We start from the raw sequence: 12,276 nt of genomic DNA on the forward strand, positions 1-12,276 counted from the left end.
TCATATGAGTGAACTTAAATCATATTATTCTTCTCAAGAGTTAGTTGAACTTCATTTAAACGGATTACCATCAACCAAAAAAGCTATTTTAAGCAAAGCGTCTAGAGAAAACTGGGAGGCTAGAAAAAGAAATGGTAAAGGTGGTGGACTTGAATACCACATCTCCAGCCTTCCCCCTGAAACTCAACAAGCACTTAGATTGCAAGCCGCTTTAGCGGTTGTGCCAATTGCTGAAATGACGGTGCAACAACCTAATTTAGAGCTTAGTCGCAAATTTAATGAAGCAAGCGACAAAGCACGAGAAAAAGCCAAAGCAAAAGCCGAAGCGTGCTTACAGCTTAAAGCCTTTCTCGACCAAGGCTTCCCAATGATGTCGGCACTTGAGGGAGCCGCAAAAGCCAAAGATGTGTCGGCAGGCTCTTTAAAAAATTGGTACTACAAGGTTCAACCCTACCCTGTCCACGAATGGCAAGCGGTATTGATTACGCAATCAGGCAAAGCGAAAAAACCAAGTCGCAAAGCCTTTATCGAACAGGAAGCGTGGGACTGCTTTTTGGCGGATTATCTCCGCCCTGAAAAGCCTGATTTAAGGGAATGTTATCGCCGCACCGAGCAATTAGCCAAGCATTACGGTTGGGAAATCGCAAGTTTGCAAACCTTTCAACGCCGTGTGCTTGAAGAAATTCCTTACGAAGTGATTTTACTGAAACGAGAAGGAGCAAATGCGGTGGCGAAATTAGTGCCAGCATTACAACGGACGGTGAAAGATATTCTCGCAGGCGAATGGATCAACGGCGATGGTTATCAACATAACGTCTTTGTGAAATGGCACAACGGCGAGATTGTCCGCCCGAAAACGTGGTTTTGGCAGGATGTGCGAACTCGCAGAATATTGGGCTACCGCACGGCAATTTCGGAAAACACCGACAGTATTCGTCACGCTTTAATGGATGTGATTTTTAGCTACGGCATACCGAAAACCATCACCTTAGATAACACCCGTGCGGCAGCGAATAAAGCAATGACGGGGGGCATTGAAAACCGCTACCGCTTTAAACATAACGAACTTGACCCGAAAGGTATTCTGCCGATTTTGGGGATTGAAGTGCATTTCACCAGTGTTTTATACGGTGAAGGACACGGGCAAGCGAAGCCGATTGAGCGTGCATTCGGACGTGGTGGCATTGGCGAGAAAGTTGATAAACGCCCTGAACTTGCAGGTTTCTATACAGGTAAAAACGTATTAGAGAAACCAGACAATTATAACGGCGGTAAAGACGGCGTGGACTATGAGATTTTCTTACAAGCCCTTGCCGCAGGTGTGGCGGAGTACAACGCACAATTAGACCGTAAAACCGAGCTTTGCCAACACGACAAAACCTTGAGTTTTGACAAAGTGTGGGAGCGAGATTACTGCCCAAGCAATGTAAGACAAGCCAGTCCTGAACAGTTACGACTGCTGTTTTTACAAGCCGAAACTATCAGTATTAAGCGTAACGGCGAATTTAAACTGAAAGCGGCAGGCAAACTTTACGGCTTAACCAACACTTACTGGGCAGAGAGTTTAATCGGCATCACCGATAAAAAAGTGGTCGCACGTTTTGACCCTGACAATCTACACGGCAACGTGTACGTCTATGACATTGAAGGCAGATTTTTAGCCGAAGCGATATGTCGAGAAGCGAAAGGGTTTGGCGATACGAGTGCCGCACGAGAGCAAGGCAGACTTTACCAAAAACTTGTTAAAGGTGCGAAACAACAAGCGGAAACACTTGAACTGCTTAAGACTCACGAGTTGGCAAGTTTACAACCACAGGTTGAAGTACCAGAACCGATTGAAGAACGAGTGAAAACGAAGCTGATTGATACCGTTATTCAAGACCGCAATGCATTACGAGTAGTGCAAGAAGAGATTGTAGTTGAAGAAGTCAATGAGTTGGAGCAAGGCTGGTTTGAACAAGGCTGGGAAAAAGGCTTAACGCTAATGAAAAAGGCGAAAGGACTGTAACTACAAGCGGTCAGATAATCGCAAAAATTTGCAAGTTTGACCGCACTTTAAACCATTTAAACCAGATTTAAACAGGGTTTAAACGCCCTAAGGAGAAAGATTATGACAAATCATACATATGATGAATTTCTTCACCATCTTCAGCAAGAAACGGCGAAGGCAACGGCATTTTGTCACACCAAACTGGTGAATGAGCATAAATCCGAGATATGTCGCTTAAAAAATTCAGCGATATATCAACAACTTTTTGAGCAGATGCAGTCCGAACAGTTTCAAGCTCTAGTAGCCTATTTTGAACCACTAATGCCGCAGTTACCCAGCGCCAATAAGAATAAGCTCTTACCAATCTCTGCGGATATTTTTGCGAACTATTTAGCTTTTTGCGTTCTTTTACTGGAAGAACGTAGAAAGATTGCCAGAAAGGGCGATAAATGTCTCTTTCCAGCTCAAGATATTTATCAATGCCTATCTTTGATTTTAACAGATCGTAAAGCTGCTCAAAATCGACAGCAGACCAATCTTTAAAACAAATATCAAAGGCATATTCAGCAGCTTCTTCTACTTCTCTTTTATCGAAGTCAGTGGGTAATTTAAATAAGTTAAGCATATATCCCCTAAAAAAAGAAAACAGGATCAACATTATGACACTAATTAACCAAATCAAACAACACATTGCCGACACCCAAAGCAGTCAGGCAAAAATCGCCAAAGAAGCAGGCATTAACGCAGGGGCGTTAAGTGCTTACTTAAACGAAAACTACAAGGGCAATATTGCAGAAATTGAAGCAAAACTTACCGCTTTTTTTGCAAAGAAAGAAACCGCAGAGCGTGAGTTTGTAGAAGCGCCTGCATTTATCGAAACCGCAACGGCTCGCCAAATTTTTAAAACCCTTGAATTTGCCCAAATCGCCAACTGTATGGCGACGGTTTACGGTGCAAGTGGCGTAGGTAAGACCAAAGCGATCCAACAGTTCGCTGGCAGTCGTGCAAATGTGTGGCTAGTTACCGCAAGCCCAAGTCGCTCAAGCCTCAGTGAAATCTTGTACGAAATTGCCTTAGAGCTTGGGATTAGTGATGCACCACGTCGCAAAGGCACGCTCTCACGCTTGATTGCTCGCAAAATCAAAGGTACGGAAGGTTTGCTGATTGTGGATGAAGCCGACCACTTACCTTACGAAGCCTTGGAAGAACTTCGCATTATGCAAGAAGAAGCAGGAATTGGCTTAGTGTTAGTGGGCAATGACAAGGTATACAGCCGAATGAAAGGGGGCATTCACCCTGCCCACGAATACGCAAGATTATGGTCACGCATTGCTAAAAATACCAGCATTCAAAAAACCAAACAGGCAGATACCAAAGCGGTGGCAACAGCGTGGGGGCTAAATGAAGATGAAGAAGCCTTGAAAGTGATGCAAAGCATTACTGAAACAGGCGGTGGTTTGCGAATTTTAACCCAAACCCTCCGCCTTGCAGGAATGGTGGCAAAAGGCACAAACAGCCTGATTACTGCTGATTTAATTGTTAAAGCACGCCAAGAGTTATTAGGCAAAGGAGAGTAACGATGAAAAAACAATACAACCCACTGGCAGGCGAAATGATGACCCCACGCAACAGCGAAGTTTATATGCACCTTGCAATGCTTGAGCTGGCGACCCTTGAATGTGAAGCCTTGGGTATTGAGGTAGAAAAAGTGGAATGGTTCGACACCGGCAGACCTCGCTTAGTGGCAAGAGATAACACGACCACACGCAAAATGGCACAAAATCAACGTGCATTTAATTATGGCACAGAAGTTAAAAACGGTACCCGCCGTTACTTAATGCAAATGACGATTAAAGGGGTGAAGGTGATTTGGAGCACTGACACCATTAAACATTAACCCACGCCAATAAGGAGAATATCAATGGCAAAACAACCCACAAAAACCCGAGTAAAACAACCAGCAAAACTGCGTTTTACCACGGAAGAGCAAGTGCAAAGTGCGATTAAAGAGATCGGGGATTTAAGTCGTGAACATACCCGTTTAACAACGGAGATGAACGATATTATCGCAGAAACCAGTGAGCGTTACGCCCCCGAGTTGAAACGTTTACAGGCAGAGATTGAGCCGTTACAGCAAGCGGTGCAGGAATACTGCGAAGCACACCGTGATGAATTGACGGAAAACGGCAAGAGTAAAACCGCTAACTTTGTGACAGGCGAAGTGCAATGGCGACAACGCCCACCTTCTGTGGCAATTCGTGGGGCGGATGCGGTGCTTGATTTTATGCAACGTATGGGCTTTGACCGCTTTATTCGCACCAAAAACGAGATCAACAAAGAAGCCCTACTCCTTGAGCCTGAAGTGGCAAAAGGGATTGCTGGGGTGACGATTAAGCAAGGGGTGGAAGATTTTGTGATTAAGCCGTTTGAGCAGGCAGCTTAAAACCCATTTAAACGCTCTTTAAACCCGATTTTAAGGGGCGTTCATAATGTGTTTTAACGGAGGAAAGTATGAAAACGCAAAAATCAACATCAGAGAAAGTTTTTAATCGCTATCACTATTATGCAACTCAAGCCGTAGAAGCGGAGCAAAATGGCAAATTTAACCATGCGATTAAACAGTGGGAAGTAGCGAAGTTATCGGCAACAGGCGGTAATGTGGCGTGGTGTGAGGCTCGCATCGCACATTGTAAATATATGCTAGAGCATCCCTCACGTTGGAGCAAGTAATGATGACTGATAGCGAAAAAGGACAAATAAAAGACCGCTTGTATGACCTGATTGAAAAGCTACAAGGGGCGACGGAATTAGTCGAAATGGACGATTTGGCACTGGCTGGCGTGGTTTTGATGGACGTGGCAGGGCAAATTCAGCGGGTGAAGCTTAAATTATCAACTAACCAAGAGGAAAACTAAGATGAAAAACAGTGATTTTATTCAAATGACACAATGCAACATTCATAGCATTAAGTTCCCTGTGGACAATGTGAAAGAAGTGTTAGAAGGGGCTACTTTTGAGCCTGCGGACATTTATACCACCATTGAGTTAGTCAAAAATCCGATGACAAACACGAAAGTGTTAGAACTGGATAATGGGTTGTTCTTTACTTTGCGGACAACCTTTAAAAAAGTGACTAAAGAGTTACTTTCAGCCAAAATTTATGAGCTGAAAAAATCAGAATCACTTCGAGATGAAAGAATGCCGAAGATTGTACCGAATACTGATAAAGAGTGGCGACAAATTGCCGAAGCTCATTTACTGCAAGTTATGCCATTTTCGAGTGAATTAGTCAATGTGTTTTACAGCCCAGAAAAAGAGCTACTTTTTACGAATAATCGCTCTAAACACAGCCGTTTGGCATTGAAACATTTGATTAAATTGTTTGAACTTGCAGGTTTTAAAAGCATTGTTGTGTCGGAAGAAAAGTTGGGTTTAAACACTAAATTGACTAAATTTTTGGAAAAAGGTGAACCGCTTTTTAAATATCTACATTTCCAGCACGAAGCGACTTTGCGTAAGTTGGCAAACGACAATGAAGAGTTTTTGACTTGTCGCCATTTGGATACGTTAGAGGGCAAGGAAAAAGCGTTAGGGGCGTTACAAAATGGTTTTCGTGTGCAATCTATGGCGATGCGTTATGAAAGCGAAGAAGCGTTTATTGTAAATTTTAAGTTGGACGAACATTTAAAAATCCGCTCGATGCGTTTTACCGAATATGCCGATATTGCTCGTCATTTAAACGGTACAAGAGAAGCACATAAGCACGCTATTTTAACGGAATACCTTGAAGGTCAGCTTAATGCCTTACTCAAAATTGCAAGTGCTACGGTGCTGGAGTTTACAGGGGAAACGAAGTTAGAGAGTTTTGTGTAAGGTGTACCCAAATGAATAAAGACGAATTTTTCAAGAAATACCAACTGGATGGTTCACTAGTTATTTTGGATTTGGATGCAAATGACGATGATAGCAAATTTTGTTACGAAGCATTATTGGCGTATAGAAATCTCCCATTAAACGAATTTATTGTAGAGTACTTAGATGAATATATGACTGAATCAGAATTTATTGAGTCCATGCTTGATACATTAGATGAAATTATCAGTAGAGCCAAGAATGCTAAACGATTTATTAAAAAACGTAAAAAAACAATGAAGGAGGAAACTATGTAATCACTAACAAAACTCACACCGCCCCACACTATTTTTATCGGCATAGCCTAATGAAATTGTGAAATGCACTTGGGGCGGTGAGTTAAGTAAGCAGTCAAAAGTAATGATTTAAGCATTGTTTTTGACTGTTTATTTATGGATAGGAGGAAGAAGATGACCTTACAATCAGAAAAAGCAAGGTTGATCCAACTGGTGAAAATCGGGCAAAAACAGCTGAATATGGATGATTTTAGCTATCGTGAAATTTTAAAACGGCTCACAAATAAAGACAGTGCAACCAAACTCACCGTAGTGGAATTACACCGAGTGTTGCACGAATTAAAGCAGAAAGGGGCTAAAGTCACTTATTTTGCAAAAAATCGTAAAAATCCGACCGCTTACAGCCCTGTGACTGGTGATGTTAAAGTGAAATCACAGGTCGTGCATAAGATCCGTGCGATTTGGATCAATATGGGCAAAGATGGCTTATTGCGTGATAGCAGTGAACAAGCATTAAATGCTTATATGCGTAAGATTATCAATAAATCTCGTGCTATTTTAGTGTTAAATGTCGGGGCGTTAAATGTAAACGATGCCAGCCGTATTTTAGAAATTTTGAAGAAATGGCATATGCGAGTACTGATTGAACGAATCGAAGGGAAAACAGGCGAGAAAATTCAGACTAAAATCAGTTATGACCGTGTGGTTGAGTGGTATAAGGAGCTGTTTAATGAAACTTTGTAGATGCCCCATTTGCCACAGCGATATTCATCTTGAAGGCTTGATTGAAGATGAAGCAGGAAGAGAACTGTTAGTCCAAATATCACAGCTCACGCATGGAGTCGCCAAGCCGATGGTCGCTTATTTAGGACTGTTCAAGCCACAAAAAAGCAACCTTAATAACGCTAGAGCTTTGAAGATTTTAACCGATGTACTGGAGTTATATCCTTGCTCATTATTGCTGGCTCAAGCTTTAACAGAAACAGTGGCAAGTATCCGCAAAAAACGCCAACAAGCCTTGCAAACAGGGCAAAAGATTGAACCGCTTGCCAATCATAACTACCTGAAATCGGTGTATGAAACGCAAAAGCCTCACTTTGCTGTCATTCGCACCGATAAAAATCAGTCGGAAGCGGTCAAAGCCCAACAAGCGGAAGAGAAGAAAACGCAAGATGCGATTTTATACGTTGAACGTTTTGTACAACTTGGACAGGAAAAATTTGTGAAAAGCAGCCCCGAATATCAAATCTGGCTGCAACACAAACAGCAAAAACAAGCCCTTTAAACTCTCTTTAAACTTTCCCCAAGGCGGTTCACACCGCCTTTTTTCTTGCCTTAAATCTCCCTTTTCAGACTTTTTTATTTTTCGCTAAGCCTTGCTATATCAGGATTTAAGCCACTTTTTACCTTACGTTAAGAAAATTTGTGCTAGTGGGAAATTTTAGTTTTTGTACAATAGTCACATTGATAAATTGAATTGGGTACGCTATGTCGCAAACATTACAACAAACAGGCTTATTTGATGATGAACACGCCAATATTGGAGCGTTGTTCGACCATTTAGACCATATTCCTGATGTGGAATTACAAAATCGTTGGCCATCATTGCTTGTTGAGGTCATTGATGTTATGCAAGCGGAGCTTATTCGTCAAAAATTTGAGGAAGATAGTGCAAAGCTTACTGCGTCTAAATTAGTGGGTGTAATGGCTCACTATTTTGGTGGAAAGTCGTTTTATTTGCCCGCAGGCGATAAAATCAAAGAAGCCTTGCGTGATGTACAAATTTATGCGGAATTTGATGGAAAAAATATTCCCGAATTAATTAGAAAATATCGCTTGTCGCAGACTACTATTTATGCGATCTTACGCCAACAACGGGCGTTACATCGCAAGCGTTATCAAAAAGAGTTACCTTTAGTTTGAGTAGTCGCAAACTCAAATTTATCTTCAGATCATTAAACTCCAACTATCAACTTTAAATTGACAGTTGGAGTTTTTTTATGTCCTTACCTATCACAAAAATCGTGGTGCATTGCTCCGCAACACGCAACGGCAAATCCCTTAAACAAAATGGCAAAACAGCCGCACAAATCATTGACAGCTGGCATAAAGCACGAGGCTTCCGTCGTTCAGCCAATGCGGTGCGTCATTTTAACTCTCATCTCTTGCATATTGGTTATCACTTTGTGATTGATGTAGATGGCACGGTCGAAACGGGTCGTCAAGTTGGGGAAATCGGGGCTCACGTGAAAGGTCATAACAGCAATTCTGTTGGTATCTGTTTAATCGGTGGCATTAGTGCAAGTGGTAAAAATCACGCTGAATACACTGAAGCACAGTGGCAATCATTACATAAGCTGTTACGTGAACTAGAAGCCAAGCATCCAAAAGCAAAAATCTATGGTCATCGTGACTTATCTCCAGACCTAAATAACGATGGCAAGATCACTAAAAACGAATGGCTAAAAGACTGCCCGTGTTTTGACGTATGGGAATGGCTTGACCGTGGTGAAACCGTGTTTGTGGAGCATTTATTTAAGGAATAACAATGGCTAAGTTTTCTGAATTGATTACCAATGATAATGGCAGACTATCGACCACTGCTTTTATCCAGTTCTTTGGTGCCATTTTAATGGCAATTATCTTGGCGTATTCGGTGTATTTAGATCGTGCCAACGTGGGCGAATTATTTACTGTATTTGCCTTGTTCTGCGGAGGACAAGTTGCGACCAAGGGTTTTGCCAACGCATTACAACGTAAGGAATGACTATGATTGTAGAAAAGATTATCCCTCTCGCTTTATTGGCTGGTTCTTTGGCGAGTTTTGTGGGTTATAAAAGCTGGCAAGTAGCAAAGGCCCGTAAAGAAAATGAGAAATTAAATGAGCAAAACCATCAGTTACAAACAGAAAAAGCAGTAGCAGAAGCTCAAGTGAAAAATTATGAAGTGAGAAAACAGCATGAAGAAAACATTAGTAGCTCTAGCCGTGACAGCATTCTTGACCAGTTGCAGCAAAACGGTGACTTACGAGGTAACGAATAGTAGTTGTGCTGGGTTTAATTTAATTAAAGCCAGTCGTCAGGATACAACCGAAACACTGCGTCAAGTCTTAGTGCATAACAATACTTATCGACAAATCTGTGTTGTTGGTAAGAAAAATGAGAAACAAAATGAGTGATGATGTAGATCGTATTACGGAGCAAGACGAGCAACTGCTTTCGCTCCAACTTGCCCCACATTTAGAAAATCAATTATCCGATGATGAAATTGAACAGATTGTGTTAAGTGGTCGTGATTGCATTGAATGTGGCTTACCTATTCCTATTCAACGTTTACGAGCTGTGCCTTTTGCCGTGCGTTGTATCTGTTGCCAACAAGATTACGAGGACGGCAAATGATTGAAGTATTAGATACGCTGAAAGCCCACTGGGGCATTATTTTAACGCTGGCTGGACTGTTAGCGTCTGTCTTTTGGTTAAAAATGGACAGCCGCTATGTCAAAAAAAGTGATTTTTCGGAGTTAAAAGAGACGGTGACGAAAACCACGCACCGAGTAGATGAAGTCGAAAATGAGTTGTTACATTTGCCTAGCTCAAAGGATGTGACTGATTTACGCATTGCGGTGGTGGAGATGAAAGGGGAAACGCAAGCCTTACGCACCGAAGTAAAAGGCTTGTCGCACCAAGTACAGTTGTTGATTGAAAAGGAAGTAAGTAAAAAATGATGAAAGATATTTTTACCCAAGACCAACGGCTTGTGATTTTGCGATCATTGGCTGACGCTGGCTACGATGCAAACGAAAGCATTTTAGATGACTGCCTTGCTCTCTATGGGCATAAAATTAGCCGAGATCTTGTCCGTAATCATTTAAACTGGCTTGAAGAACAAGGGCTAGTACAAATCGAACGTTTACAAGGCAATTTTATGGTGGCTAAAATTACTCAGCGTGGTTTAGATGTGGCTAACGGTGAAGCTTTTGTAGATGGTGTTAAACGCCCTCGTCCAAAAATTTAAACGGTTTTTAAACGATATTTAAGGAGCGTTTAAATGATAGAAAAAAACACTCGTGGACGTGCCAGTAAGGTCGATTTATTACCACCGAATATTAAAACTCAGCTTGCGATGATGTTGCGTGATAAGCAGTATTCGCAGGCTGAAATTTTAGCCGAAATCAATGACTTAATTCGTGATTGTGGCTTACCTGAAGAAATGCAGTTGAGTAAAACAGGGTTAAACCGTTATGCCAGCCGAATGGAAAAAATGGGAGCCAAAATCCGACAAAGCCGTGAGATTGCGGAAATTTGGACGAAGCAATTTAGCGAAGCACCGCAGTCAGACATTGGCAAAATGTTGATGGAAATCGTCAAAAACATTGCCTTTGAAACCTCGCTTGGAATGAGTGAAGATGGCACGGCAGACCCGAAATCTATCGCCTTGCTTTCTTCTGCTGTGCAACGTTTAGAGCAAGCGGAAAGTTTGAGCTTTAAACGTGAACAAGCTATTCGGAAAGAAGTGGCGTTGCAAGCAGCAGAAACCGCAGAAAAAGTGGTGGTACAAGCTGGGTTATCTCAAGCAACAGTCGCACAACTGAAAGCCGAAATTTTGGGAATTGCATAATGAAACTGCCTGATTTTATCCCTTTTGACCCGAATGAATTGTTGCTTGGGTATCAAAAACGTTGGATTGCTGATGAGAGCCAACTCAAGATTGCGGAAAAATCTCGCCGTACAGGTTTAACGTGGGCGGAAGCAGCTGATGATGTTCTGATTGCAAGCCGAAATAAGTCTGATGGTGGCTCAGATGTGTTTTATATCGGCTCAAACAAAGAAATGGCTCGTGAATTTATTGATGCTTGTGCAATGTGGGCAAGTAAATTCAACCGTGCAAGCGGTCAAATTCAAGAAGAACTTTTCGAAGATGAAGACAAGGATATTTTAACTTACGTTATCTACTTTGCTTCAGGTTTCAAAATTAAAGCATTGTCTTCGAACCCGAAGAACTTGCGTGGTATGCAAGGGGTGGTTTGTATTGATGAAGCCGCTTTCCACGAGAAGCTTGCTGAAGTCTTGAAAGCTGCACTTGCACTAACAATGTGGGGAGCGAAAGTCCGTTTAATCTCAACCCATAATGGTGTCGATAATCTCTTTAATCAGCTGATCCAAGATAGCCGTGCTGGGCGTAAAAGTTACTCTATCCATACGATTACCCTTGATGATGCTTGCCGTGAAGGGCTTTATCAACGTATTTGTCAGGTAAGTAAACGTCCGTGGTCAGCGGAATTAGAAGAGGAATGGAAATCAGGATTATTGCGTGAAACCGCAACGGAAGAAGATGCTCTCGAAGAGTATTACTGCGTGCCAAAACGCAGTTCAGGCGGTTATTTGCCTCGTCCGTTAGTCGATAGAGCTGCGGATAGAAACAAGGTGATTTTACGTTTTGAATGTGATACTCGGTTTATGGAATGGACCGAAGAAGAGCGTGAAATATTAACATTGGAATGGCTTTTAAATGAGGTTTTACCTGAGTTAGAAAACTTAAATAAAGATTATCGTCATAGTTTTGGTGTGGACTTTGCTCGCTCTGGAGACTTGAGTGTTTTCGCCGTGGTAGCGACATTACCCAATACTGCTCGCAATGTGGAAATCACCCTAGAAATTCGTAATTGCCCATACAACCAACAACGGCAGATTATGTTGTTTGTGTTATCCAAATTGCCTCGTTTTATCGGTGCAGCATTTGACGCGACAGGTAACGGAGGCTACTTAGCTGAGGCTGCCTTAATCCGTTATGGCTCGTCGATGGTGGAAACAGTGCAATTAAATGATAAATGGTATCGGGAGTGGATGCCGAAATATAAAGCCTTATACGAGGCGGATTTAATCCGTATTCCTCAAAATGAAGAGATCATCTTAGACCAAGGTCATATTGTTGTGATTAACGGTGTGCCGAAGATTGATAAAAACCGCACACAAGGTAAATCAGGTAAACGCCACGGCGATAGTGCGGTTGCTTATTGTATGGCTGTGAGAGCGAGTTATATGACTGGGGGCGAGATTGATTTTATTCCGCTACCCGCTAAACACTCCGATGATAACAAAGATGATGACAGTATTTTTCGCTCAGAATGGGATTGTTAAC

The 12,276-nt window shown here is 42.0% G+C and carries 20 protein-coding genes; 19 read left to right on the forward strand and 1 reads right to left on the reverse strand.

What is annotated here, in order from left to right; genetic code table 11:
- The first annotated feature begins 4 nt into the window (after positions 1-4).
- Entirely contained in the window at positions 5-2,008 is a 2,004-nt protein-coding gene (locus tag L5B90_RS08575; RefSeq protein WP_265762660.1) for a transposase domain-containing protein, read from the forward strand.
- 100 nt (positions 2,009-2,108) lie between these two features.
- On the opposite strand, the gene L5B90_RS08580 is transcribed toward L5B90_RS08575, so the two are convergent.
- The gene (locus tag L5B90_RS08580; RefSeq protein ID WP_116538929.1) at positions 2,109-2,615 is read right to left on the reverse strand and encodes a hypothetical protein; all 507 of its coding nucleotides are present in this window, start codon (positions 2,613-2,615) and stop codon (positions 2,109-2,111) included.
- Between the two features lie 34 nt (positions 2,616-2,649).
- Between L5B90_RS08580 and L5B90_RS08585 the strand changes: the two genes are divergently transcribed.
- From L5B90_RS08585 to L5B90_RS08670, 18 genes are all read left to right on the forward strand, one after another.
- Entirely contained in the window at positions 2,650-3,567 is a 918-nt protein-coding gene (locus L5B90_RS08585; RefSeq protein WP_005825940.1) for an AAA family ATPase, read from the forward strand.
- 2 nt (positions 3,568-3,569) lie between these two features.
- Positions 3,570-3,887, forward strand: coding sequence for a hypothetical protein (locus tag L5B90_RS08590; RefSeq protein WP_005825938.1), 318 nt, complete (start codon positions 3,570-3,572; stop codon positions 3,885-3,887).
- A gap of 24 nt (positions 3,888-3,911) precedes the next feature.
- On the forward strand, positions 3,912-4,433 hold the full coding sequence (locus tag L5B90_RS08595) for a host-nuclease inhibitor Gam family protein (protein WP_005825936.1): 522 nt from the start codon (positions 3,912-3,914) through the stop codon (positions 4,431-4,433).
- 68 nt (positions 4,434-4,501) lie between these two features.
- The gene (locus tag L5B90_RS08600) at positions 4,502-4,720 is read left to right on the forward strand and encodes an ANR family transcriptional regulator (protein WP_005752513.1); all 219 of its coding nucleotides are present in this window, start codon (positions 4,502-4,504) and stop codon (positions 4,718-4,720) included.
- Positions 4,720-4,905 (forward strand): hypothetical protein, encoded by a 186-nt coding sequence (locus L5B90_RS08605; RefSeq protein ID WP_005752512.1) that lies wholly within the window; start codon positions 4,720-4,722, stop codon positions 4,903-4,905. The genes L5B90_RS08600 and L5B90_RS08605 overlap by 1 nt, the downstream gene beginning before the upstream one ends.
- A 1-nt stretch (position 4,906) precedes the next feature.
- A complete protein-coding gene (locus L5B90_RS08610; protein ID WP_265762661.1) occupies positions 4,907-5,863 on the forward strand; it encodes a hypothetical protein in 957 nt (318 codons plus the stop codon).
- An 11-nt stretch (positions 5,864-5,874) separates the two neighbouring features.
- Positions 5,875-6,159 (forward strand): hypothetical protein, encoded by a 285-nt coding sequence (locus L5B90_RS08615; RefSeq protein WP_265762662.1) that lies wholly within the window; start codon positions 5,875-5,877, stop codon positions 6,157-6,159.
- Positions 6,160-6,312: 153 nt separating this feature from the next.
- A complete protein-coding gene (locus L5B90_RS08620; RefSeq protein WP_265762663.1) occupies positions 6,313-6,882 on the forward strand; it encodes a gp16 family protein in 570 nt (189 codons plus the stop codon).
- Entirely contained in the window at positions 6,869-7,423 is a 555-nt protein-coding gene (locus L5B90_RS08625; protein ID WP_116538924.1) for a hypothetical protein, read from the forward strand. Before L5B90_RS08620 ends, L5B90_RS08625 begins: the two co-directional genes overlap by 14 nt.
- 203 nt (positions 7,424-7,626) lie before the next feature.
- Positions 7,627-8,061, forward strand: coding sequence for a Mor transcription activator family protein (locus tag L5B90_RS08630; RefSeq protein WP_005752507.1), 435 nt, complete (start codon positions 7,627-7,629; stop codon positions 8,059-8,061).
- A gap of 77 nt (positions 8,062-8,138) precedes the next feature.
- On the forward strand, positions 8,139-8,684 hold the full coding sequence (locus tag L5B90_RS08635) for an N-acetylmuramoyl-L-alanine amidase (protein WP_265762664.1): 546 nt from the start codon (positions 8,139-8,141) through the stop codon (positions 8,682-8,684).
- A 2-nt stretch (positions 8,685-8,686) separates the two neighbouring features.
- A complete protein-coding gene (locus tag L5B90_RS08640) occupies positions 8,687-8,905 on the forward strand; it encodes a DUF2644 domain-containing protein (RefSeq protein ID WP_005752503.1) in 219 nt (72 codons plus the stop codon).
- Between the two features lie 2 nt (positions 8,906-8,907).
- The gene (locus tag L5B90_RS08645; protein ID WP_265762665.1) at positions 8,908-9,180 is read left to right on the forward strand and encodes a DUF2681 domain-containing protein; all 273 of its coding nucleotides are present in this window, start codon (positions 8,908-8,910) and stop codon (positions 9,178-9,180) included.
- 128 nt (positions 9,181-9,308) lie between these two features.
- Positions 9,309-9,536 (forward strand): TraR/DksA C4-type zinc finger protein, encoded by a 228-nt coding sequence (locus L5B90_RS08650; protein WP_265762666.1) that lies wholly within the window; start codon positions 9,309-9,311, stop codon positions 9,534-9,536.
- Positions 9,533-9,862, forward strand: a complete 330-nt coding sequence (locus L5B90_RS08655; RefSeq protein WP_005752500.1) for a DUF2730 family protein — start codon at positions 9,533-9,535, stop codon at positions 9,860-9,862. Before L5B90_RS08650 ends, L5B90_RS08655 begins: the two co-directional genes overlap by 4 nt.
- A complete protein-coding gene (locus L5B90_RS08660; protein WP_005752497.1) occupies positions 9,859-10,152 on the forward strand; it encodes a VpaChn25_0724 family phage protein in 294 nt (97 codons plus the stop codon). Before L5B90_RS08655 ends, L5B90_RS08660 begins: the two co-directional genes overlap by 4 nt.
- Positions 10,153-10,185: 33 nt before the next feature.
- Entirely contained in the window at positions 10,186-10,755 is a 570-nt protein-coding gene (locus tag L5B90_RS08665) for a DUF3486 family protein (protein ID WP_005825920.1), read from the forward strand.
- A complete protein-coding gene (locus L5B90_RS08670) occupies positions 10,755-12,275 on the forward strand; it encodes a terminase large subunit domain-containing protein (protein ID WP_265762667.1) in 1,521 nt (506 codons plus the stop codon). The genes L5B90_RS08665 and L5B90_RS08670 overlap by 1 nt, the downstream gene beginning before the upstream one ends.
- Position 12,276 lies beyond the last annotated feature (1 nt).

The sequence above is a fragment of the Avibacterium sp. 20-129 genome, assembly GCF_026226845.1.
Taxonomy (GTDB): domain Bacteria; phylum Pseudomonadota; class Gammaproteobacteria; order Enterobacterales; family Pasteurellaceae; genus Avibacterium.